Annotated in this window: 20 protein-coding genes; 3 read left to right on the top strand and 17 right to left on the bottom strand. The window is 55.9% G+C overall.

Annotated elements, in window-relative coordinates; genetic code table 11:
- Positions 1-56: 56 nt before the first annotated feature.
- From menF to LLF79_RS01370, 3 genes are all read right to left on the bottom strand, one after another.
- Positions 57-1,352, bottom strand: a complete 1,296-nt coding sequence (gene menF / locus LLF79_RS01380) for an isochorismate synthase MenF (RefSeq protein ID WP_227879021.1) — start codon at positions 1,350-1,352, stop codon at positions 57-59.
- Positions 1,353-1,438: 86 nt separating this feature from the next.
- Positions 1,439-1,744 (bottom strand): stress response protein ElaB, encoded by a 306-nt coding sequence (elaB, locus tag LLF79_RS01375; RefSeq protein ID WP_008500219.1) that lies wholly within the window; start codon positions 1,742-1,744, stop codon positions 1,439-1,441.
- 53 nt (positions 1,745-1,797) lie between these two features.
- The gene (locus tag LLF79_RS01370; RefSeq protein WP_032663163.1) at positions 1,798-2,259 is read right to left on the bottom strand and encodes a GNAT family N-acetyltransferase; all 462 of its coding nucleotides are present in this window, start codon (positions 2,257-2,259) and stop codon (positions 1,798-1,800) included.
- 71 nt (positions 2,260-2,330) lie between these two features.
- Here LLF79_RS01370 and rbn point away from each other — a divergent pair, with 71 nt between their 5' ends.
- On the top strand, positions 2,331-3,248 hold the full coding sequence (gene rbn, locus LLF79_RS01365; protein WP_206805256.1) for a ribonuclease BN: 918 nt from the start codon (positions 2,331-2,333) through the stop codon (positions 3,246-3,248).
- 64 nt (positions 3,249-3,312) lie between these two features.
- A complete protein-coding gene (locus LLF79_RS01360; protein WP_023312530.1) occupies positions 3,313-4,317 on the top strand; it encodes a chemotaxis protein in 1,005 nt (334 codons plus the stop codon).
- 99 nt (positions 4,318-4,416) lie between these two features.
- Here LLF79_RS01360 and nuoN read toward each other — a convergent pair whose 3' ends face one another.
- The 14 genes from nuoN to lrhA form a co-directional block, all read right to left on the bottom strand.
- The gene (nuoN, locus tag LLF79_RS01355; RefSeq protein WP_008500215.1) at positions 4,417-5,874 is read right to left on the bottom strand and encodes an NADH-quinone oxidoreductase subunit NuoN; all 1,458 of its coding nucleotides are present in this window, start codon (positions 5,872-5,874) and stop codon (positions 4,417-4,419) included.
- Between the two features lie 6 nt (positions 5,875-5,880).
- The gene (gene nuoM / locus LLF79_RS01350) at positions 5,881-7,410 is read right to left on the bottom strand and encodes an NADH-quinone oxidoreductase subunit M (protein WP_008500214.1); all 1,530 of its coding nucleotides are present in this window, start codon (positions 7,408-7,410) and stop codon (positions 5,881-5,883) included.
- Positions 7,411-7,486: 76 nt separating this feature from the next.
- The gene (nuoL, locus tag LLF79_RS01345) at positions 7,487-9,328 is read right to left on the bottom strand and encodes an NADH-quinone oxidoreductase subunit L (protein WP_008500213.1); all 1,842 of its coding nucleotides are present in this window, start codon (positions 9,326-9,328) and stop codon (positions 7,487-7,489) included.
- On the bottom strand, positions 9,325-9,627 hold the full coding sequence (gene nuoK, locus LLF79_RS01340; RefSeq protein ID WP_003861496.1) for an NADH-quinone oxidoreductase subunit NuoK: 303 nt from the start codon (positions 9,625-9,627) through the stop codon (positions 9,325-9,327). Before nuoK ends, nuoL begins: the two co-directional genes overlap by 4 nt.
- Positions 9,624-10,178 carry an NADH-quinone oxidoreductase subunit J gene (gene nuoJ / locus LLF79_RS01335; RefSeq protein ID WP_008500212.1) on the bottom strand — a complete coding sequence of 185 codons (555 nt, stop codon included), beginning with the start codon at positions 10,176-10,178 and terminating at the stop codon, positions 9,624-9,626. The genes nuoK and nuoJ overlap by 4 nt, the downstream gene beginning before the upstream one ends.
- Before the next feature lie 10 nt (positions 10,179-10,188).
- Positions 10,189-10,731, bottom strand: coding sequence for an NADH-quinone oxidoreductase subunit NuoI (gene nuoI, locus LLF79_RS01330; RefSeq protein ID WP_003861491.1), 543 nt, complete (start codon positions 10,729-10,731; stop codon positions 10,189-10,191).
- Positions 10,732-10,744: 13 nt separating this feature from the next.
- A complete protein-coding gene (gene nuoH / locus LLF79_RS01325) occupies positions 10,745-11,722 on the bottom strand; it encodes an NADH-quinone oxidoreductase subunit NuoH (protein WP_008500211.1) in 978 nt (325 codons plus the stop codon).
- On the bottom strand, positions 11,719-14,442 hold the full coding sequence (gene nuoG, locus LLF79_RS01320; RefSeq protein WP_025913145.1) for an NADH-quinone oxidoreductase subunit NuoG: 2,724 nt from the start codon (positions 14,440-14,442) through the stop codon (positions 11,719-11,721). The genes nuoH and nuoG overlap by 4 nt, the downstream gene beginning before the upstream one ends.
- 55 nt (positions 14,443-14,497) lie before the next feature.
- The gene (nuoF, locus tag LLF79_RS01315) at positions 14,498-15,835 is read right to left on the bottom strand and encodes an NADH-quinone oxidoreductase subunit NuoF (RefSeq protein ID WP_008500209.1); all 1,338 of its coding nucleotides are present in this window, start codon (positions 15,833-15,835) and stop codon (positions 14,498-14,500) included.
- Positions 15,832-16,332, bottom strand: coding sequence for an NADH-quinone oxidoreductase subunit NuoE (nuoE, locus tag LLF79_RS01310; protein ID WP_008500208.1), 501 nt, complete (start codon positions 16,330-16,332; stop codon positions 15,832-15,834). The genes nuoF and nuoE overlap by 4 nt, the downstream gene beginning before the upstream one ends.
- Positions 16,333-16,334: 2 nt before the next feature.
- Complete coding sequence (gene nuoC, locus LLF79_RS01305; RefSeq protein ID WP_008500207.1) at positions 16,335-18,137, bottom strand: NADH-quinone oxidoreductase subunit C/D; 1,803 nt, start codon at positions 18,135-18,137, stop codon at positions 16,335-16,337.
- A gap of 89 nt (positions 18,138-18,226) precedes the next feature.
- On the bottom strand, positions 18,227-18,901 hold the full coding sequence (gene nuoB, locus LLF79_RS01300; protein ID WP_003861482.1) for an NADH-quinone oxidoreductase subunit NuoB: 675 nt from the start codon (positions 18,899-18,901) through the stop codon (positions 18,227-18,229).
- 15 nt (positions 18,902-18,916) lie between these two features.
- Positions 18,917-19,357 carry an NADH-quinone oxidoreductase subunit NuoA gene (gene nuoA / locus LLF79_RS01295; RefSeq protein WP_006176516.1) on the bottom strand — a complete coding sequence of 147 codons (441 nt, stop codon included), beginning with the start codon at positions 19,355-19,357 and terminating at the stop codon, positions 18,917-18,919.
- A 630-nt stretch (positions 19,358-19,987) separates the two neighbouring features.
- On the bottom strand, positions 19,988-20,926 hold the full coding sequence (gene lrhA, locus LLF79_RS01290; RefSeq protein WP_021241557.1) for a transcriptional regulator LrhA: 939 nt from the start codon (positions 20,924-20,926) through the stop codon (positions 19,988-19,990).
- Between the two features lie 938 nt (positions 20,927-21,864).
- On the opposite strand from lrhA, the gene alaA reads away from it, so the two are divergent.
- On the top strand, positions 21,865-23,079 hold the full coding sequence (gene alaA / locus LLF79_RS01285; protein ID WP_008500204.1) for an alanine transaminase AlaA: 1,215 nt from the start codon (positions 21,865-21,867) through the stop codon (positions 23,077-23,079).
- The last annotated feature ends 90 nt before the right edge of the window (positions 23,080-23,169 follow it).

The raw sequence follows: 23,169 nt of genomic DNA, 5'->3' as shown, positions 1-23,169 counted from the left end.
ATAAATAATAGAAAAAATTGGAATTTTGATGTGAATCGGGATTGCGCGATTCAGTATTAATCCCTTAGGAGCAGAGAGCGCAATCCGGCCGCTTTGTTTTCAATCTCCTGCCACTCCTGCTCCGGGTCAGATCCGCTGACAATACCGGCGCCGGCGTAGAGCCGCAGCGAGTCCTCATGGACGCGGGCTGAACGCAGCGCCACGCAGAACTCACTCTGGTCAGGCGATAAATATCCGGCCGAACCGGCGTACCACTCGCGGTTAAAGGGCTCAACCTTCTGGATAAACTCACGCGCTGGCTGTCGCGGCAAACCGGCAACGGCCGCCGTCGGCTGTAGCATATGCAGGCACTGCTCGTCGTCGGCCTGTTTGAGCTCAGTCCAGATACAGCGGCGCAAATGCTGCACTTTACGCAGGTGCACCACCTGGGCGGGCAGTACCTCAAGCGTCCGCGTGTAGTGCTGAAGACGCTGACAGATATCCTCCACGACCAGCATATTTTCGCGCTGGTTTTTATCGTCGTTCAGCAGCCACTCACCGAGACGCTGCGCCTTTTTATCATCAGTATGGCTGGCGACGGTGCCCGCCAGCGCTTCGGTGCGCAGCAGCGTGCCGCGTCGCCGCCAGAGACGCTCGGGCGTCGAGCCGAGAAACGCGTTGCTGGCGTCGAATACCATGCAGAAGTGATAGCAATGTAAATTGAGGGCGCGGCTGGCCGCCATCAGCGCGACGGGGTTAATGCGCTGTGTAAACTGAAGATCGGTGGCCCTCGCAAGGACAACCTTTTCAAAATCACCGCGCGCGATGGTTTCGGTCGCCCTGCGGACAAGTCTCAGCCATTCGGCCCGTTGAGGCTGATGGTTTTCGTGCTCAACCTGAACGGCCAGCGGACGGATAGGCCTGGCTGGCTGGAGCTGCTGTAAAAAATCCCGCGCGGCATGGGCATCTTCCTGAAGTGAATAATCGCTCCACAGCTGCAGGCGCAGCGTAGCGGTGCCGGCGGTACGTCGCCAGAGCAGTCGCGGTAAAAAGAGGCTGCCCTGCTCCGGATTAAAGGCGTTCAGGCCGCAGATGCGGGTATCACCTGCCGCGTTTTGCTCGCGTAAAAACTGCGTGGCTAACGCCAGAGAGGAAAAGGTGATAACCGCCCCCAGCGCGGCCAGCTCTTCATCGCCGTTACGCTGCTGCCAGTAAAACTGCGGATAGCACTGCTGCGCCCCAAGCCAGGCGAGAGGGTCGAAGGCGTCGTTTAACGGGAAAGAGACGTCGAAATGACGTATGCCGGGCGTTGCGGGTAACGCTTGCGAAAGCTGGGTACGCAATTGCTCCAGCGCGAGGAAAATCGAATTCACGCGAACCTCTCCCTGTTAAAACCTCGTATTATACGGGGTACTGACCATAAATAGCAGTACCCACGTATAGGGAGTGGTTAAGCGGCTTAACGACGGGCTAAGAGCAGCCCCAGCACCAGGCCTACGGCAGCACCTACTCCAATGCCCTGCCACGGTTTTTCATGCACGTAATCATCGGCACGATACACCGCTTTTTTGGCGCGGTAGTAGTAGGTATCAGACGCATGGCTGACGCGGTTTTTCACTTCATGCAGCGCCTGTTCGGCACGGGCTTTTAGCTCAATATATTTCTGATCGGCAGGGTCGCCCGAGGAACGTAACACCTCTTCCAGCGTTTCGCTCAGTAAGGCCAGGTCGTCGTCGATACGGGTATCCCAGGATTGAAATGACATATTTTTCTCCATGTTAGTACACCAGTTCGTTAACTATAGCCAACGACTCGCCATTACGCCTGCTTCGCTTCCCGCGCCATGCCGACGTGGGGAATGCCGTCTTCGTCGTATACTTCGGTGACCGGCACGAAACCAAAGTGGCCGTAGAAGGACTGCAGGTGCGCCTGTGCGCCCAGGTATAACGCCTTGTTTGGCCACTGTTTCTGGCATGCCTCCAGCGTTTTCTCCATCAGCTGATAGCCCAGTTTTTCACCGCGCGCTTTGCCGCTGATGATGACCCGACCAATCACGACAGGCTCGAATTCGTCCTCGCTTTTCAGAATCCTCGCATACGCCACCAGCTCGTTATCCCGCCAGCCAAGAATATGGCGGTTCTCGCCGACGAGATCGTCGCCGTCGATGTCCTGATACGGGCAGGTCTGTTCAACCACGAACACTTCGCAGCGCAGTTTCAGCAGGGCGTAAAGTGAATGAACGGTGAGGTCACTATGGTGTAAATCTTGCCACTGGATCATGTCAGTCTCCTTCCTGGGGTTCATCACGTTATACTAAACCCCTCCCCGTTCAGCAAAGGGCTGATTGCGTTATGGAACTGATTTTTCTGGGTACGTCCGCGGGCGTGCCAACCCGCTCACGAAATGTGACGGCGATACTGCTGGATCTTAAACACCCCACCCGCGGCGGGCTGTGGCTGTTTGACTGTGGTGAAGGGACGCAGCATCAGCTCCTACACACCGCTTATCACCCCGGCAAGCTGGATAAAATTTTTATCACCCATCTGCATGGCGACCATCTGTTTGGCCTTCCCGGCCTGCTGTGCAGCCGCTCGATGGCCGGTAACGCCAACCCGCTGACGATTTACGGGCCTGCGGGTATTCGTGAATTTGTTGAAACCACGCTGCGCCTGAGCGGGTCGTGGACCGATTATCCGCTGGAGGTCGTTGAAATTAGCGAAGGCCTGGTTTTCGATGACGGTGATTATAAGGTGAGCGCTCAGCCGCTGAATCATCCCGTTGAGTGCTATGGCTATCGCATTGAAGCGCATGACAAACCCGGCGCGCTGGATGCCGCCGCGCTGATGGCCGCTGGCGTAAAACCCGGGCCGCTGTTCCAGCGCCTGAAGCACGGCGAGACCGTCACGCTGGAGGACGGGCGCATCATCAATGGGCAGGATTATCTCGCCGCACCGCAGCCCGGCAAGAAGCTGGCGATCTTTGGCGACACGGCCCCGTGCCGGGCGGCGCTCACGCTTGCCCAGGACGTAGACGTGATGGTACATGAAGCGACGCTTGAAACGGCGATGGAAGAGAAAGCCAACGGCCGGGGTCATAGCTCCACGCGTCAGGCGGCGCAGCTAGCCCGTGACGCGGGCGTCGGGAGGCTCATCATCACCCACGTCAGCTCGCGCTACGACGCGCGGGGCTGTGAAAAGCTGCTGGAAGAGTGCCGCGCGCTGTTCCCGGAATGTGAGCTGGCCGAAGATTTCGCTCAGGTCAGCGTTTAGTCCTTCATTTTTCCCTCAGGATGCCGATAACGATTAAAAGGTCAGCATTTCTCTCGAGGGTAGAATGGATAATTTCCAGAAAGATATTGATGACAGGGCGAATCTGACCCTGTCGAACCGTTTTGAACTGTTGCTGTTCCGTCTTGGCACCTCTCTTAACGAAAATAAATCTGAGCTGTTTGGCATTAACGTCTTTAAGCTGCGTGAAATTGTGCCGATGCCGGAGTTCACGAAACCCGCCGGGATGAAATCACCGCTGATGGGAATGGTGAATATCCGCGATCAGGTGATCCCGGTGATTGACCTGGCCGCCGTGGCGGGCTGTAAGCCCACCACCGGGCTGAATATCCTGCTGATCACCGAATATGCACGCAGCGTGCAGGCGTTTGCCGTGGAGTCGGTTGAGAACATCATGCGTCTGGACTGGAAGCAGGTGCACGCGGCGGAAACCGCCGTCAGCGGTCGCTATATCACCAGCATTGCCTGCCTGGATGAGAAAACGGATACCAACGATCTGGCGATGGTGCTGGACGTTGAGCAGATCCTGTATGACATCACCCCGGCCAACCACGATCTGCACGCCACCAATCTGAAGACCACCAAATTCCATATCAAGCCGGGCGCGGTCGCGATTGTGGCGGAAGATTCCAAAGTGGCGCGTTCGATGCTGGAGAAAGGTCTGCAGGCGATGGAGATCCCAGCGCAGCTGCACATCACCGGCAAAGACGCGTGGGAAAAAATTGGCGTGCTGGCCGCACAGGCGCAGGCTGAGGGCGTGCCGATCACCGATAAGATCGCGCTGGTGCTGACCGACCTCGAAATGCCGGAGATGGACGGTTTTACGCTGACGCGCAAAATCAAAACCGACCCGGTTCTGAAGGATATTCCGGTAGTGATCCACTCCTCCCTTTCCGGCAACGCCAACGAAGACCACATTCGCAAGGTGAAGGCGGATGGCTACGTCGCGAAGTTTGAGCTGAACGAGCTGTCGTCGGTGATTGAGGAAGTGCTGGACCGCTCGATGAAGAAGATTGACGGGCCGTTGATTAGCCGTAAACAGCTGGCTTAGTCGGGTGGCGCTACGCTTACCCGACCTACAAAACCCGTAGGCCCTGCAAGCGTAGCGACGCTGGGCAATAAAAAACCCGCCGAGGCGGGTTTTTTGTTTTTACATCAGCGGCATTGCGCGCTGCACGATATCAATCAGCGGTTGCGGATAGATACCGAAGATCAGCACCAGCAGCGCGGAGATGAGTACCACGATGCCACCAGCGCTGTACTGCCAGTTGCCTGGAGCATCACGATTGAGCTGCTGAGGTGCGCTCAGGTACAGGCTCACGGCCACGCGCAGGTAGTAGTACAGACCAATCGCGGAGCCGATCACCACGCCCGCGGTCAGCCACCACAGGTGCGCCTGCACACCGACGGCCAGCACGTAGAACTTACCGATAAAGCCAAGCGTCATCGGAATACCGGCCAGAGAGAGCATCATCACGGTCATTACGGCGGACAGGATCGGACGGTGCCAGAACAGACCACGGTAAGAGAACAGTGAATCGGCATCCGGACCACGGTACGGGCTGGACATCAGGCTCACCACGCCGAAGGCGCCGAGGCTGCTGAACAGGTAACCGGCCAGATAGACGCCCACGGCTTCCATCGACATCTCACCGCTCTGCAGCGCAATCAGCGCCACCATCAGGTAGCCCAGATGAGAGATAGACGAGTAGCCCAGCAGACGCTTGATGTTGGTCTGGCTCAGCGCCATCAGGTTACCGAAGATGATGGAGACGAACGCGATGATGCCCAGCACCACGCGAACCGCTTCGCTGTCACCCACCGGCGCGTACAGGAACAGACGCATCACCACCCCGAAGATGGCGATTTTGCTCGCCGTCGCCAGGAAGGTCGACACCGGAGCCGGTGCCCCCTGGTAGACGTCTGGCGTCCACAGGTGGAACGGGACCAGAGAGAGTTTGAAGCCAAGGCCAACAATCATCATGCCCAGACCCGCCAGCAGCAGCGGCTCATGCAGCATGCCGTCACCGAGGCTCTTGCCGAGCGCCATAAAGGAGAGGTTACCGGACTGTGCGTACACCAGCGCAATACCAAACAGCAGGAACGAGGACGCTGCCGCAGACAGGATGGTGTACTTGATGCTTGCTTCCAGCGAGCGCTTCTGGCGGAAGGCGTAACCAATCAGACCGAACAGCGGCAGAGAGATCAGCTCAATGCCGAGGAACAGCGCGGCCAGGTGGTTCGCATTCGCCAGCAGAATGCCGCCCAGCGCGGCAATCAGAACCAGCAGGTAAAACTCTTCTTTGTTGTCGTTGTAGCCTTCGAGCCACGGGTACGCAAAGGTACAGGTTGCCAGGCTCGCCAGCAGCACCAGACCGGTATACAGCATGGCGTAACCGTCAACGCGCATCAGCGGGGTGACGTCCATCGCCCCACCCTGGCCAACAAACCAGAGTGAGACTAACGCGGCGTTCAGGCCGATGACCGACAGCGTGGCATTCAGGAAGTGATTGCGTCGCCACGCAATGGAGAGCATCACAACCACCACCGTCAATCCGACGATCAGCAGCGGTAGCAGCGCGATCAGTTGTTGTGGAGTTATTGTCATGGCGAATTACGGCCTTGTAGTAGAAACAGAATTAACAAACCACTGCTGGATATTGCCCATCGCGCTGTGCGAGGTATCCAGAATCGGCTGCGGGAAGAAGCCCAGCAGCACCAGCAGTACGACCAGCAGCAGGATGATGAACAGCTCACGCAGCGACATCCCCGGCAGTTCTTGTGCAGCAATTTCGCTCTTCGCTTTACCGAAGTAAGCGCGGTGCAGCATCGCCAGCGAGTAGACGGAAGCGAACACCAGACCAAAGGTGGAGATCACGGTAATCACCGGTACCACTTTGAAGCTGCCGAACAGAATCATAAATTCGCCGACGAAGTTACCGGTGCCCGGCATCCCCAGAGTCGCCACCGCGAAGAACATGGAGAGCGCTGGCAGCCACTTAATTTTGCTCCACAGACCGCCCATCATACGCATGTCGCGGGTGTGCAGACGTTCGTACAGCTGGCCGCACAGGATGAAGAGACCGGCTGCGGACAGACCGTGCGCAATCATCTGGATCACCGCCCCCTGGTACGCCAGCTGGCTACCGGTGTAGATAGCAATCAGCACGAAGCCCATGTGGGAAACGGAGGTGTAGGCAATCAGACGCTTGATGTCGTACTGGGTGAAGGCCATCCAGGCACCGTAGAAGATACCGATCACACCCAGCCACATGGCAATCGGTGCGAACTCTGCGGAGGCGTTCGGGAACAGCGGCAGTGCAAAGCGCAGCAGACCGTAGGCCGCGGTTTTCAGCAAGATGCCCGCCAGGTCCACGGAACCCGCCGTTGGCGCCTGAGAGTGCGCGTCTGGCAGCCAGCCGTGCAGCGGAACCACCGGCATTTTCACCGCGAAGGCGATGAAGAAGCCCAGCATCAGCAGGTATTCTACGCCGTGCGACATTGGGGTCTTCAGCAGGTCTTCATAGTTGAAGGTCCAGGTGCCGGTCGCGTTGTGGTGAACAAACACCAGCGCCAGAATGGCAATCAACATCACCAGACCACTCGCCTGGGTATAGATGAAGAACTTGGTTGCCGCCGTGATACGCGTTTTACCGTCGGACGCCTTGTGGCCCCACAGCGCGATCAGGAAGTACATCGGCACCAGCATCATCTCCCAGAAGAAGAAGAACAGGAACATGTCGATGGCAAGGAACACGCCGATTACGCCGCCCAGGATCCACATCAGGTTCAGGTGGAAGAAGCCCTGGTATTTTTCGATTTCTCGCCAGGAGCAAAGTACCGCCAGAACGCCGAGCAGGCCGGTCAGCACTACCATCAGCAGCGACAGGCCGTCAATCGCCAGGTGGATCGTAATGCCGAAACGTGGGATCCACGGCAGGATGAACTCAGACTGCCACTGCGGAATGCCCGCAGACTGGGTCAGTGAGTAACCGCCCTGCAACCACAGTTGCAGGCCAAGCGCGAGCGTCAATCCCATGGTGATCAGCGCGATCCAGCGCGGCATCTTCACGCCAAAGCGTTCAGTCTGCCAGCACAGGAAGCCGCCGATGAAGGGAATTAATATTAGCCAGGGTAGTAACATGGCGATTTACATTCCTTTTTAAGGCCCCCAGCAGGGGCCTGATTTTCAACGAATTCGAATAAAATTCACTTAACGATCAACGCAACACCATCAGCAGCGCCAGCACGACAACCGCACCGATGCTCATGGACGCCACATACCAGCGCAGGTAACCGTTCTCGCTGTACAGCAGGCCTTTGCCTGCAAAGCGGGAAAGGATCGCCGGGATATTCATCAGGCTGTTCAGCGGGTCGCGCTTCAGCAGCCACGCGATGCCCAGGAACGGCTTAACGAAGATCATGTCGTACAGCCAGTCGAAGCCCCACGCGTTGTACCACCAGGTGCCCAGCAGACGGCCCGGCGCACTGTTGGCCACGGCAGTGACCAGCGTACGTTTGCCCAGCCACAGCCATGCTGCGATCAGGATGCCCGCGATAGCGACCACACCGGAGGTGATTTCAAGCGTCAGAACGCGACCGTGCTCAAGCTCGGTTGTCGCCGGCAGCACGCCCTGCAGCGGAGGCACAATCATCGCGCCAACGAAGGTGGACAGTACCAGCAGCACAATCAGCGGCAGGTGATGGGTAATCCCCTTCCCTGCGTGAGCGTGAATTTGTTCTTTACCGTGGAATACGATGAAAATCATACGGAAGGTATACAGGGAGGTCATGAACGCACCGACCAGACCCGCAACCATCAGATTGATATGACCATTCGCCATGGCACCCGCAAGGATTTCGTCCTTACTGAAGAAGCCCGCGGTGATCAGCGGCAGTGCCGCCAGCGCCGCGCCGCCCACCAGGAAGCAGACATAGACCAGCGGGATGGACTTACGCAGTCCGCCCATTTTGAAGATGTTCTGCTCGTGATGGCAGGCCAGAATCACCGAACCGGATGAGAGGAACAGCAGCGCTTTAAAGAACGCGTGCGTCATCAGGTGGAAAATGGCCGCGTCCCACGCCTGAACGCCCAGCGCGAGGAACATGTAACCAATCTGACTCATGGTGGAATACGCAAGTACGCGCTTGATGTCGGTCTGCACCAGCGCGGCAAAGCCTGCCAGCACCAGCGTGACCGCACCGACGATACCCACCAGATGCAGAATTTCCGGGGTCATCAGGAACAGGCCATGGGTACGCGCAATCAGGTAGACACCGGCGGTGACCATGGTCGCAGCGTGGATCAGCGCGGAGACAGGGGTTGGACCCGCCATCGCGTCGGCCAGCCATGTCTGCAACGGCAGCTGCGCGGATTTACCCACGGCACCACCCAGCAGCATCAGCGTTGCCCACCACAGCATATTGTTTCCTGCGGCGAAGTGCGCTGGCGCCAGTTCCACCATTTCGCGGAAGTTCAGCGTGCCCAGTTCGTTGTAAAGAATGAACAGCGCGAAAGCGAGGAAGACGTCACCCACGCGGGTCACGACGAACGCTTTCATGGCCGCTGCGCCATTCTTCGGATCGGTATAGTAGAAACCGATCAGCAGGTAAGAACACAGACCCACGCCTTCCCAGCCCAGATACATCAGCAGCAGGTTATCGGCCAGGACCAGAACCACCATGCTGGCGATAAACAGGTTGGTGTAGGCGAAGAAGCGGGAGTAACCCTCTTCACCGCGCATATACCAGGAGGCGAACATGTGGATCAGGAAGCCGACGCCGGTGACCACGGAGAGCATAGTCAGGGAGAGACCATCCAGCACCAGGTTGAAACCGATGTTGAAATCACCGACCGACATCCAGGTCCACAGCGGCACGCTGAAAGGCTGACGCCCGTTGTTAAAGAAGTCGATACCCGCATACGCTGTCACCAGCGCGGCCAGGCCAACAGAGCCCATGCCGACGGTTGCAGACAGATTCTCAGACCAGCGGCCGCGAGAAAACGCCAGCAGCACGAAGCCAATCAGCGGAAAAATAATGGTTAAGGCAAGCATGTTCATCCACGCAACTCACTTACTGAATCGATGTTCAGATTCTGGCGGCGACGATGGAGCTGCAGCAACAGCGCCAGGCCAATACTCGCTTCGGCAGCCGCAAGGCTGATGGCGAGAATGTACATCACCTGACCATCGGTCTGGCCCCAGTAGCTTCCGGCGACCACGAAGGCCAGCGCGGAGGCGTTAATCATGATTTCCAGCCCGATCAGCATAAACAGCAGATTGCGGCGGATAACCAGACCAGTCAGACCCAGAACGAATAAAATCGCAGCGAGGATCAGTCCATGTGTTAAGGGGATCATGCGCGCTCCTCCGTTTTTCTTTTCGCGCGGTCGTCAGTGCGGTTGCTCAGCACCTCGCCAGCACGCTCTTCGCGGCCAACGTGGAAGGCCACAACCAGACCTGCCAGCAGCAGCATGGAGGCCAGTTCAACCGCCAGAACGTATGGGCCAAAGAGCGTAATACCAACCTCTTTAGCGCCGATCGGCGTGCCGTCGATGCCCTGATCGTTAACGCCCAGAATGGCGTACACGATCACCACCAGCATGATGGCCGACAAAATTGCCGGGCCGATCCACACCTGCGGTTTTAACCACTGACGTTCCTGCTCGATTTCAGAGCCGCCCAGGTTCAGCATCATCACGACGAACACGAACAGCACCATGATGGCCCCGGCGTAGACGATGATTTCCAGCGCACCGGCGAAGTGCGCGCCCAGTGCGAAGAACACCCCGGAAATGGCCAGCAGCGAGATGATTAAATACAGCAGCGCATGCACCGGATTGGTGTGCGTGATCACTCGCAGCGTAGCCAGGATGGCGATAAGGCCACAGATATAAAAAGCGAATTCCATTGCCCTCTCCTTACGGTAACAGGCTCTTGACGTCGATAGGCTTGGCTTCGTTCTCTGCTTCGCCCTTATCTTTGCCGTCGATTGCCATACCCGCCATCCGGTAGAAGTTATATTCCGGGTATTTGCCCGGACCGGAAATCAGCAGATCCTCTTTCTCGTACACCAGGTCCTGACGCTTGTACTCACCCAGCTCGAAGTCTGGAGTCAGCTGAATCGCCGTGGTTGGGCACGCTTCTTCACACAGACCGCAGAAAATGCAGCGTGAGAAGTTGATGCGGAAGAACTCAGGGTACCAGCGGCCGTCTACCGTCTCGGCTTTCTGCAGAGAGATACAGCCAACCGGACACGCAACCGCACACAGGTTACAGGCAACGCAGCGCTCGGAACCGTCCGGGTCGCGCGTCAGCACGATACGGCCACGGTAGCGCGGCGGCAGATATACCGGCTCTTCCGGGTACATCCGGGTTTCGCGTTTGGCAAACGCGTGCAGGCCGATCATCCAGATACTGCGTACCTGGGTCCCGAAGCCTACCAGTAATTCTTTTAAGGTCATGGTCTATAGCCCCTTATGGCTGCTGCCAGAGAATGACAGCGGCCGTTACCAACAAGTTGACGAGCGTCAGCGGCAGGCACACTTTCCAGCCGAAGGACATTACCTGGTCATAACGCGGACGCGGTAACGCTGCGCGAATCAAAATGAACATCATCATGAAGAACGCGGTTTTCAGCGCGAACCAGATGAACGGCGGTAAGAACGGGCCATGCCAGCCACCGAAGAACAGCGTTACCATCAACGCGGAAATGGTGACGATACCGATGTACTCGCCCACGAAGAACAGACCGAATTTCATACCGGAATATTCGATGTGGTAACCGTCGGCCAGTTCCTGTTCGGCTTCTGGCTGGTCAAACGGGTGACGGTGACACACCGCCACGCCCGCGATGGCAAAGGTAATAAACCCAAAGAACTGCGGAATCACGTTCCAGATGTCGGCCTGGTTGTTGACGATGTCGGTCATGTTAAATGAACCGGCCTGCGCCACCACGCCCATCAGGGAGAGACCCAGGAACACTTCGTAGCTTAGGGTCTGCGCGGAAGCACGCATCGCACCCAGCAGCGAGTATTTGTTGTTACTGGACCAGCCTGCGAACAGCACCGCGTAAACCGCGAGGCCTGCCATCATCAGGAAGAACAGAATGCCGATGTTCAGGTCAGCGACCACCCAGGTCGGGCTGACCGGAACGATAGCAAACGCCAGCAGCAGCGAGGTGAAGGCGATCATCGGTGCCAGAGTAAAGATCACGCGATCCGAGAAGCGCGGGATCCAGTCCTCTTTAAAGAACATCTTGATCATGTCCGCGACCAGCTGGAGTGAACCACCCCAGCCCACGCGGTTCGGTCCGTAACGGTTCTGGAACAGACCGAGCAGACGACGTTCACCAAAGCTCATGAACGCGCCGCAGGTGACCACCACCAGCAGGATAACAATCGCTTTCAGAATGCTCAGCAGGATGTCGATAAGATCCGGCGTTAACCAACTCATGCTTTTGCCTCCTGCAGATTATCAAGACGCGCACCCGCCAGAACCGGCGCGATGCCAGGCATACCCATCGGCAGACCGACCTGCCCTGCTGTCAGACTTTCAGAAATAATCAGCGGCAGGCTGATGGTCTGGCCGTCATAGCTAAAGGCAATGTTCGCGCCCGCGTTAACGCCAAGCTTCGCAGCGTCCGCCGGGTTGAGCTTGATGTACGGCTGCGGCATGCGGGTCTGGAAGACCGGTGAACGCTGGGACAGCTCGTCGCTACCGAACAGGTGGTAGTACGGGGCAATACGCCAGCTACCGTCCTGCGCCTGGAAACTCGCCGGTACGGTGGTGAAGAAGTCCAGACCGGTTTCGGAGGCTTCAATCAGACGCACGCCCGGATCGCCGTGGCGCAGGGAGCCGCCCACTTCAGCCTGGAACTTGTTCCATGCCTGCGGGGAGTTCCAGCCCGGTGCCCATGCGAACGGGATTTGCGAACGCGGCGCAGACGGCTGGTTGTTCCCTTCCATGGAGAAGGCGAACATGGTGTCTTTATCCTGCGGCTGGCGCGGTTCGTGCACGCTGATATTGGCGCGCATTGCGGTACGGCCACTGTAACGGTGCGGTTCACGCGCCAGTTTCTGGCCGCGAATACGGAAGCTCGCTTCAGGCGCGGCATCTTTAATGCCCGCCAGCTGAGGCAGTTTTTCGACTACCGCATCGATAACGTGGTCGAGCTGCGTCCAGTCCACTTCACGGCTCTGCACGGTGCTGTGCAGGGAGTGCAGCCAGCGCCAGCTTTCCAGCATCACGGTGTTGCTGTCGTAGTACGCCGGGTCATAAACCTGGAAGAAACGCTGTGCGCGGCCTTCGTTGTTGATAACCGTACCGTCGCTTTCTGCGAAGCTTGCCGCAGAGAGCACCAGGTGCGCTTTGTCCATAATCGCGGTGCGCTGATGGTCAATCACCATCACCAGCGGCGCTTTGGAGAGCGCGGCGTCAACGCGAGCGGCAGAAGCATGACGATGCAGGTCGTTTTCCAGCACCACCACGGCGTCAGCGGCACCGGATTCCAGTTCGCTTAACGCAGCTTCCAGCGAGCCGCCGCCGATCATGCCCAGACCAATGCTGTTCACCGCACGGGCAATCATGGTCACACCGACGTCAGCACCGCGGCCTTTCAGAGCTTTGGCCACGTTGGCTGCGGCCTGAATGATCTCTGCGCTACCGGCGTTAGTACCGGAAATAATCAGCGGTTTCTTCGCACCGGCCAGGGCCTGAACAATCACGTCAACCTTGTTTTGCAGGTCGCGATCCAGCTCAACGGCCGGTGAGTTGTTGTCCAGCGCGTGGGCAATGGCAAAGCCAAGACGCGCCTGATCTTCAACCGGCGCGCAGTAGGTCCACGCGGCGATATCGTCCAGACGGGTGTTGTCGACGTTGGTCACAAACAGAGGATGCTTCGCGCGCTGGCCGATGTTGAGGATTGCCGCAATCTGCCAGTCAGCCACTTTCTGTGCCGCTGCCATTTCACGTGCTTTACCCTTCACCGCCTGGCGAACCGCCAGAGCCGCGCGAGCGCCGGTCTGCGTCAGGTCTTCACCCAGCACCAGAACCGCATCATAGGATTCAATTTCGCGCAGCGCAGGGGTATGGATACCGCCTTCACGCAGCACTTTCAGTACCAGCTGCAGACGTTCCTGCTCGCCCTGGGCGATGCCGGTATAGAAGTTTTCCGCCCCGACCAGCTCGCGCAGCGCGAAGTTGCTTTCGATGCTGGCACGCGGGGAGCCAATACCAATCACTTTCTTCGACTGGCGCAGAATATCTGCCGCGCCCTGCATCGCCTGTTCAGCGTTCAGGGTAATGAAGTCGTCGCCACGGCGCTGAACCGGCTGACGCGGACGGTCCTTCAGGTTCACATAACCATAGCCGAAACGACCGCGGTCGCACAGGAAGTAGTGGTTAACGGTACCGTTGTAACGGTTTTCGATACGACGCAGTTCGCCGTAGCGCTCACCCGGGCTGGTGTTACAGCCGAGAGAACATTGCTGGCAGATGCTTGGCGCAAACTGCATGTCCCATTTACGGTTGTAACGCTCGGAGTGGGTTTTATCCGTGAAGACGCCGGTCGGGCAGATTTCTACCAGGTTACCGGAGAATTCGCTTTCCAGTACGCCGTCTTCTGGACGACCGAAGTAGACGTTGTCATGTGCGCCATACACGCCCAGATCCTGACCGTCTGCATAGTCTTTGTAGTAACGCACGCAGCGGTAGCAGGCGATGCAGCGGTTCATTTCGTGAGAGATGAACGGCCCCAGATCCTGGTTACGGTGGGTACGCTTGGTAAAGCGATAGCGACGGAAGCTGTGACCGGTCATCACGGTCATATCCTGAAGGTGGCAGTTACCGCCCTCTTCACAGACCGGACAGTCGTGCGGGTGGTTGGTCATCAACCACTCCACCACGCTTTCGCGGAACTGTTTCGCTTCTTCGTCATCAATCGAAATAAAGGTGCCTTCGGTGGCTGGCGTCATACAGGACATCACCAGGCGACCACGCGTGTCTTCCGCGTTTTGATATTGCTTCACCGCACACTGGCGGCAAGCACCGACGCTGCCCAGCGCCGGATGCCAGCAAAAGTACGGAATATCGAGGCCAAGAGACAGACAAGCTTCCAGCAGGTTGTCCGCCCCGTTGACTTCGTATTCTTTGCCGTCTACATGAATCGTAGCCATTAGCATGCTTCCAGTTGGCTCGGTCGAAACCGAGCGTTAATCAAAATTCTTGTCGTTACCAGCGCGCTTTAAGCAGGTTCGGCTGAATCCCATTAATCGCATGGGTATTGCTGAACGGCTGCTTGATGCCTGCTTCGAACTCGTCGCGGAAATATTTGATCGCGCTCTGCAGAGGTTCGACGGCACCCGGTGCGTGGGCACAGAAGGTTTTACCCGGGCCTAAGAATCGACACAGTTGCTCAAGTGTCTCGATATCGCCAGGCTGGCCTTCGCCACGTTCGATTGCACGCAGGATCTTCACGCTCCACGGCAGACCATCACGGCACGGTGTGCACCAGCCGCAGGACTCACGGGCGAAGAACTCTTCCAGGTTACGCACCAGCGAGACCATGCCGATCTCGTGGTCGACGGCCATCGCCAGCGCCGTCCCCAGACGGCTGCCTGCTTTACCAATGCTTTCGAATTCCATCGGCAGGTCAAGGTGGGCTTCGGTCAGGAAGTCTGTCCCTGCCCCACCCGGCTGCCAGGCTTTGAATTTCAGGCCATCGCGCATGCCGCCCGCGTAGTCTTCAAGAATTTCACGTGCGGTAGTACCGAACGGCAGTTCCCAGACGCCAGGATTTTTCACGCGACCGGAGAAGCCCATCAGCTTGGTACCGGCATCTTTGCTTGAGGAGATGCCCTGATACCACTCCACGCCGTTCGCGAGGATAGCCGGAACGTTGCACAGGGTCTCGACGTTGTTGACGCAGGTCGGTTTACCCCACACGCCGGAGCTTGCCGGGAACGGCGGCTTGGAACGCGGGTTCGCACGGCGGCCTTCCAGGGAGTTAATCAGCGCGGTCTCTTCACCGCAGATATAACGCCCGGCACCGGTGTGCACGAACAGCTCGAAGTCAAACCCGGTGCCGAGAATGTTTTTGCCCAGCAGGCCCGCTTCGGTGGCTTCTGCAATCGCGCGACGCAGGTTTTCTGCCGCTTCGATGTACTCACCGCGCAGGAAGATGTAGCCACGGTACGCTTTCAGCGCGAACGCGGAGATCAGCATGCCTTCCACCAGCAGGTGCGGCAGCTGTTCCATCAGCAGGCGGTCTTTATAGGTGCCCGGCTCCATTTCATCGGCGTTACACAGCAGGTAACGGATGTTCATGGATTCGTCTTTTGGCATCAGGCTCCACTTCAGACCGGTGGAGAAGCCCGCGCCGCCGCGGCCTTTCAGGCCAGACTCTTTTACCGCGTTAACGATGTCGTCCGGCGCCATGCCGCCAAGGGCTTTACGCGCACCGGCATAGCCGTTTTTGCTCTGATATTCGTCGAGCCATACCGGCTGTTTGTCATCACGCAGACGCCAGGTCAGTGGATGCGTCTCAGCAGTACGAATTACAGTTTTCATTTGTACTGCTCCAGCAGGTCAGGAATCGCTTCCGGCGTCAGATGGCTGTGAGTGTCCTCATCAATCATCATGGTCGGCCCCTTGTCGCAGTTACCCAGGCAGCAGGTTGGCAGCAGAGTAAAGCGCCCATCGAACGTGGTCTGGCCCGGCTTGATATTGAGCTTCTTCTCAATCGCAGCCTGAATGCCCTGATAACCGGTGATGTGGCAGACCACGCTGTCACAGTAGCGGATCACATGGCGGCCTACAGGCTGACGGAAGATCTGGCTGTAGAACGTGGCTACGCCTTCTACGTCACTTGCCGGAATACCCAGCACTTTCGCGATCGCATAGATCGCCCCGTCCGGCACCCAACCACGCTGTTTCTGTACGATTTTCAGCGCTTCAATGGACGCCGCACGCGGGTCTTCGTAGTGGTGCATCTCGTGCTCAATGGCGGCACGTTCTGCTTCACTCAGCTCAAAAGCCTCGGTTTGTGGTTGTTGATTCTCGTGCATAATTAGCGGTCCACATCTGACATAACAAAATCGATACTACCCAGATACACAATCAGGTCGGAGACCAGACTGCCGCGGATGGCGGACGGGATCTGCTGCAGGTGCGCAAAGCTCGGCGTACGCACGCGGGTACGGTAGCTCATGGTGCTGCCGTCACTAGTCAGGTAGTAACTGTTAATACCCTTGGTCGCTTCGATCATCTGGAAGGATTCTTGTGCCGGCATGACCGGGCCCCAGGAAACCTGCAGGAAGTGGGTGATCAGGGTTTCGATATGTTGCAGCGTGCGCTCTTTCGGTGGAGGCGTCGTCAGCGGGTGATCCGCCTTGAACGGGCCTTCCGGCATGTTGTTGAGGCACTGCTCAAGGATGCGCAGACTCTGGCGCAACTCTTCCACTTTCAGCATCACGCGGGTGTAGCAGTCGGAAACGCCGCCGCCCACCGGGACTTCAAAGTCGAAGTTCTCGTAGCCAGAGTAAGGACGGGCTTTACGCACGTCGAAATCAATACCGGTCGCGCGCAGACCTGCACCTGTTGTCCCCCACTCCAGCGCCTCTTTGGCGCCATAGGCAGCAACGCCCTGGGAACGCCCTTTCAGGATGGTGTTACGCAGCGCGGCTTTCTCGTAAGAGGCCAGACGTTTCGGCATCCAGTCGAGGAATTCACGCAGCAGACGGTCCCAGCCGCGCGGCAGATCGTGTGCCACACCGCCGATACGGAACCAGGCCGGGTGCATACGGAAACCGGTAATGGCTTCTACCAGATCGTAGATTTTCTGACGATCGGTAAAGGCGAAGAAGACCGGGGTCATTGCGCCGACGTCCTGAATGAACGTGGAGATATACAGCAGGTGGCTGTTGATACGGAACAGTTCTGACAGCATGACGCGAATCACGTTAACGCGATCCGGCACGGTAATGCCTGCCAGTTTCTCAACGGCCAGCACGTATGGCATTTCGTTGACGCAGCCGCCGAGGTACTCGATACGGTCAGTATACGGAATGTAGCTGTGCCAGGACTGACGCTCGCCCATCTTCTCAGCACCACGGTGGTGGTAGCCGATGTCTGGCACGCAGTCGACAATCTCTTCGCCGTCGAGCTGAAGAATAATACGGAAAGCACCGTGCGCAGACGGGTGGTTTGGACCGAGGTTGAGGAACATGAAGTCCTCGTTGTCGGTACCGCGCTTCATGCCCCAGTCTTCCGGTTTGAAGGTCAGCGCCTCCATCTCCAGATCCTGCTTGGCTTTGGTCAGCTCAAACGGATCGAATTCGGTAGCACGTGCCGGGTAGTCTTTACGCAGCGGGTGGCCGGTCCAGGTCTGCGGCATCATGATGCGCGTCAGGTGTGGGTGGCCGTCGAAGGTCATGCCGAACATTTCCCATGTCTCACGCTCGTACCAGTTGGCGTTCGGGAAAAGTTTGGTGATCGTCGGCAGATGCATGTCGTTTTCAGACAATGCTACCTTGAGCATGATATCCGTATTACGGTCTATTGAGATCAGGTGGTAGAAAACGGAAAAATCCGCAGCAGGGAGACCCTGGCGGTGCGTTCTGAGACGTTCGTCCATGCCGTGTAAGTCAAACAGCATGACGTATGGTTTTGGCAATTTCTTGAGGAAATCGACAACTTCCAGCAATTGTTCACGCTTCACCCAAACAACGGGTACCCCGGTGCGGGTAGCCTGAACAGTAAAGGCATCCGGCCCAAAACGGTTGCGCAGTTCGCCAATGACTGGGTCATCCAGATGATCCCGGGTCTGCCAGGCGGCTTCTTGCGCGGTTAAGTCGGTCATATTGTTCACCATTGCAAATGGTCCGTGGTGACTGTTGAGCCTGGCTTCGCGCTATTTGAGTAGTGATATGCGAAGGTGTTCTCCAGGCCTACAGGCGCAAATTAAATTTCGTCAGGCGTACGCAGATTGGTGACGGCAATACGTTCACCACGTTTACGCTCGCGCTCAGACTGCATGTTCGCGCGATACACACCCTGATCGCCAACGACCCACGACAGTGGGCGACGTTCTTTACCGATGGACTCCTGCAGCAGCATCAGCGCCTGCATGTAGGCTTCCGGACGAGGCGGACAACCCGGGATGTACACATCCACTGGGATAAATTTATCTACGCCCTGTACGACGGAATAGATGTCGTACATACCGCCAGAGTTAGCACATGCGCCCATGGAGATAACCCATTTTGGCTCCAGCATCTGGTCATAAAGACGCTGAATAACAGGTGCCATCTTGGTAAAGCAGGTACCGGCCACCACCATCAGGTCAGCCTGACGTGGGGAAGCACGCAGTACCTCTGCCCCAAAACGCGCAACGTCATGCACCGCAGTGAATGACGTCACCATTTCAACGTAGCAGCAAGAAAGGCCAAAGTTGTAAGGCCAGATGGAGTTCTTACGACCCCAGTTGACCATATCGTGCATGGCATGTTCGAGTTTGCCCATGTACACGCTTTTATTGACTTCTTGCTCCAGGGGGTCGGTTACGATCTCCTGTTTTTGCAGGGGGTAACGGTCATTCTCACCGTTAGGATCTATGCGGGTGAGCGTATAATCCATCTTATTGCCTCGCTGTTACTGCTGACGATTAGAGATACTGTTTTCCGGGTTGATGTGTTCACGACGTGAACGCGCAGGCGTCCAGTCAAGCGCGCCAATACGCACCAGATAAACCAGACCGGCCAGTAGCACTAAAATGAAAATTGCGGCCTCGACAAAGCCCACCCAACCACTTTCGCGAATGGAGGTAGACCACGCGAAGAGGTAAAGCGCTTCCACGTCGAAGATGACGAAGAACATGGCTACCAGGTAAAACTTGGCAGACAGGCGTAAGCGAGCGGTACCTACTGAATCAATACCTGATTCGAAAGGTGTGTTTTTGTGCCTTGCACGGGCGCGACCGCCCAGGAACCAGCCGCCGACTAACATCAGGCAGCACAGGCCAATGGCTACAATAAGAAAGATTGCGAATGCCCAGTGATGAGCGATGACTTCTGTGGATGTTGACATACTCATTGCTTACTCATCAAAAGTGATACCAACGACACTGCTCTTGCTGGCAGATGGGCATCACATCGATTCATGGGGAGGAACAAATAACCTTACACTAACTGTCAGAAATGAGACGTAGACAGCAAAATGATGGGGTTTTTTACTCCTTTCTATAACCTATTGTCAACTTTAACAAAGGTTTCTTCACATTAAATTACATCGAGCGATTCTCATTAACATTTGGTGCCCTTTAACCCTGGTGGGTACATGACTTTCCGTCAAATGTATGTTGTTGAATCGTGTCCGTTTCGGAAGTAAAAAAAATAACCCTCCTATTTTGACAGGATTTGCCAACGATTCCTCCCCCCAAATAGGAGTATTTTCTTGATCTGCGACACGCTTTTGTTAATTCAACTTGGAAAACGGCAACATATTTCCTGTTTTTTTAACATAGGGGGGATATGGATGAAGTTAGAACGGAAAACGGATGAGTTTTAATCAAAAGCATTTAGCTTATTGATAAATAGAGGATATCCCGGAAATCCACGCGGCATACACGGGTATTATTGCTAAAAAAAAGCCACTGCATGTGAAAATCACACGAGTGGCTTTTTTTTACACTTACATTTTGTTACCAGAATTTTGAGCTGGCGATCACTCAAAATCCCCTTCAACGATCAGGGAATCATCCCCCCCTTCGGAGGTAACGCGCTCGAACTGCCACGGGTTATGGTAGTTTTCCATCGCCTCGAACACCACCTTTGCCAGCTCGTTATGGCTGGACGAATTGTGGCAGAGCAGATATTCCGTATCCGGCAGCGCAGGCAGGCCATCAGATTTTCCCAGAACGCGCAGATCGGGGCTCATCATTTCTACCGGGCGGGCGGTGACACCCAGACCGGCTTTCACGGCGGCACGCACCGCTGGCAGCGTGGACGCCACATACGCCAGACGCCACGGAATATTGGCCTCATTCAGCGCCGTCAGCACCATATCGCGGAACGGGCTCGGGTCATCCAGTAACACCAGCGGCACCGGCTCGCCTTTTTGCAGCACGTATTCGGCCGCGCAATACCAGTGCGTAGGTGATGTACGCAGCGTCAGGCAATCAAACTGCCCGGGACGATGCGTGGTGACCACCAGGTCGACTTTATTCTCATTTAACATCTCAACCATAAAAGCATTACGCTTTACGCTAACGTCCAGCGCAAGCTTCGGATAAACCGAACTGATGCGATTGAGAAGAAACGGCAATATAGTATCCGCCGACTCATCAGATGCACCTAACGTTAGCACGCCCTGAAGGTTGCTAAACATTAATGACATACATGCTTCATCATTAAAGCGAAGAATTTTCCTGGCATAACCCAGAAGCTGAATACCGTGTTCCGTTAAGAGCTTATTACGCCCGTGACGGGCAAATAGCTCTTTACCAACCAGTTGCTCCAGCCGCTGCATTTGCTGGCTGACGGCGGACTGGGTTCGGCAAACGGCGGCAGCAGCTGCTGCAAAAGTGTTGAGATCGGCGACCGCAACAAACGTTCTCAGCAGATCGAGGTCGAGATTCATTATCGGACGATTTGCATTTATCATATCTATTCACTTTCAGGTTGCTCGTGCGGAGCTGCCCGGGTTGAAGCTGTGTGTGTACAGTTAAGCAATTCCCTCTGAAGATTTTCCCTCGCATCCCGGCCCGGCAGACTGCCTGACAGATAGTTATTGTGCTGCTTTATATCAACAGTCAGAAAGCACGTTTCATGACGTTATTTTTATTCTCTTAAACGTTCAGGATATTTAGATGTTCGCAGGTTTATGTAAATTACATTAAAGGTATAACACCTTTTCTGCCATCTGTATCGCAGCGCTGTCAACGTAGCAGGAGATGTGCGACACATTCCAGCCAGAGATAACTCTAACAATAACAATCAATTAATTCAGAAAACCAGTGTCAGATATACAAAAAACGTGCATCTGTCCTCTGCTTTCCTTGAAGACATCTTAACCCAAATCCACTTTATTTATAAGTCTTATTGCAATATTAAGGATTAAAGAAGAATGTTAAGCTTCTAAACTAATTTTATTAAAATTAACTAAAGTTGCATTTTATAGGTTAATAATAAATAAATTTTAATTTAGATTAAGACTATTCATTAATGGCACTTAACATTAATTTCACATGAGTAACTTTTATCCACAGTATGCTATTACAGAAACAGGTATCAAGCATTCAGGTTTTACGAAAAGTCACTCAGGGTGATTGCCACCTCTGTCCAGCTTACCACTTATTTTTAACAGCACATTATACAGTATTTTGGCAAATGGATAGCACATTTAACCTAACCTCTCGCTAAGCGCGCAACTTTAAGACAGTGAAAAAGCGTACGCGCAGCGAAAAAGATTCATCAATAATTTTCTCCGGGCACAAAATCTTCTCCTGCACACCCTTCAAAACGAAGCGAGGGGGGAGTACATTATTCCGTGCTGACTTCCACGGCAGGGAGCGGCAATAATAGCGAAAAGGTTAAAGGTTCATGTCCCCTATCGAAAAATCCAGCAAGCTAGATAACGTCTGTTATGACATCCGCGGCCCGGTTCTGAAAGAGGCAAAACGCCTTGAAGAAGAAGGCAACAAGGTTCTGAAACTCAACATTGGTAACCCTGCGCCATTTGGTTTTGAAGCGCCGGATGAAATTCTGGTTGATGTGATCCGCAACCTTCCGACTGCACAAGGCTATTGCGATTCAAAAGGACTTTACTCCGCACGTAAAGCCATTATGCAGCACTACCAGGCACGCGGTATGCGTGATGTTACCGTTGAAGATATCTATATCGGCAACGGCGTCTCCGAACTGATTGTGCAGGCAATGCAGGCCCTGCTGAACAGCGGGGACGAAATGCTGGTACCCGCGCCGGACTATCCGCTGTGGACGGCTGCCGTATCACTGTCCAGCGGTAAAGCAGTGCATTATCTGTGCGACGAATCCTCCGACTGGTTCCCGGACCTGGATGATATACGCGCAAAAATTACGCCCCGCACGCGCGGTATCGTCATTATTAACCCCAACAACCCGACGGGCGCGGTCTACTCAAAAGAGCTGCTGATGGAGATCGTCGAGCTGGCCCGCCAGCACAACCTGATCATCTTTGCAGACGAAATTTACGACAAGATCCTCTACGACGCTGCGCAGCACCATTCCATCGCCGCGCTGGCCCCGGACCTGCTGACCGTCACCTTTAACGGGCTATCCAAAACCTACCGCGTGGCCGGTTTCCGCCAGGGCTGGATGGTATTAAACGGTCCGAAAAAGCACGCCAAAGGCTATATTGAAGGGCTGGAGATGCTGGCCTCCATGCGTTTATGCGCCAACGTGCCGGCGCAGCACGCGATCCAGACCGCGCTCGGCGGCTATCAGAGCATCAGCGAGTTTATCGTGCCCGGCGGTCGCCTGTACGAACAGCGTAACCGCGCGTGGGAGCTGATCAACGATATCCCGGGCGTCTCCTGCGTGAAGCCGAACGGGGCGCTCTATATGTTCCCGAAAATTGACGCAAAGCGCTTCAATATTCACGACGACCAGAAAATGGTGCTCGATTTCCTGCTGCAGGAAAAAGTGCTGCTGGTCCAGGGCACGGCGTTTAACTGGCCGTGGCCGGATCACGTGCGTATCGTGACGCTGCCGCGCGAAGATGACCTGGAAATGGCCATCAGCCGTTTCGGCCGCTTCCTCTCCGGATACCATCAGTAACGTTGCCTTTCTGCCGGGTGGCGCTGCGCTCACCCGGCCTGCAAAATCCGCAAATTTGCATCTTGCCTCCCCTCCCCGCACAATGAACGC

The sequence above is a fragment of the Enterobacter cloacae complex sp. 2021EL-01169 genome (assembly GCF_020733125.1).
GTDB lineage: Bacteria > Pseudomonadota > Gammaproteobacteria > Enterobacterales > Enterobacteriaceae > Enterobacter > Enterobacter roggenkampii.
The sequence above is the reverse complement of the archived record's forward strand: the minus strand, read 5'-3'. Positions and strand labels throughout refer to the sequence as shown.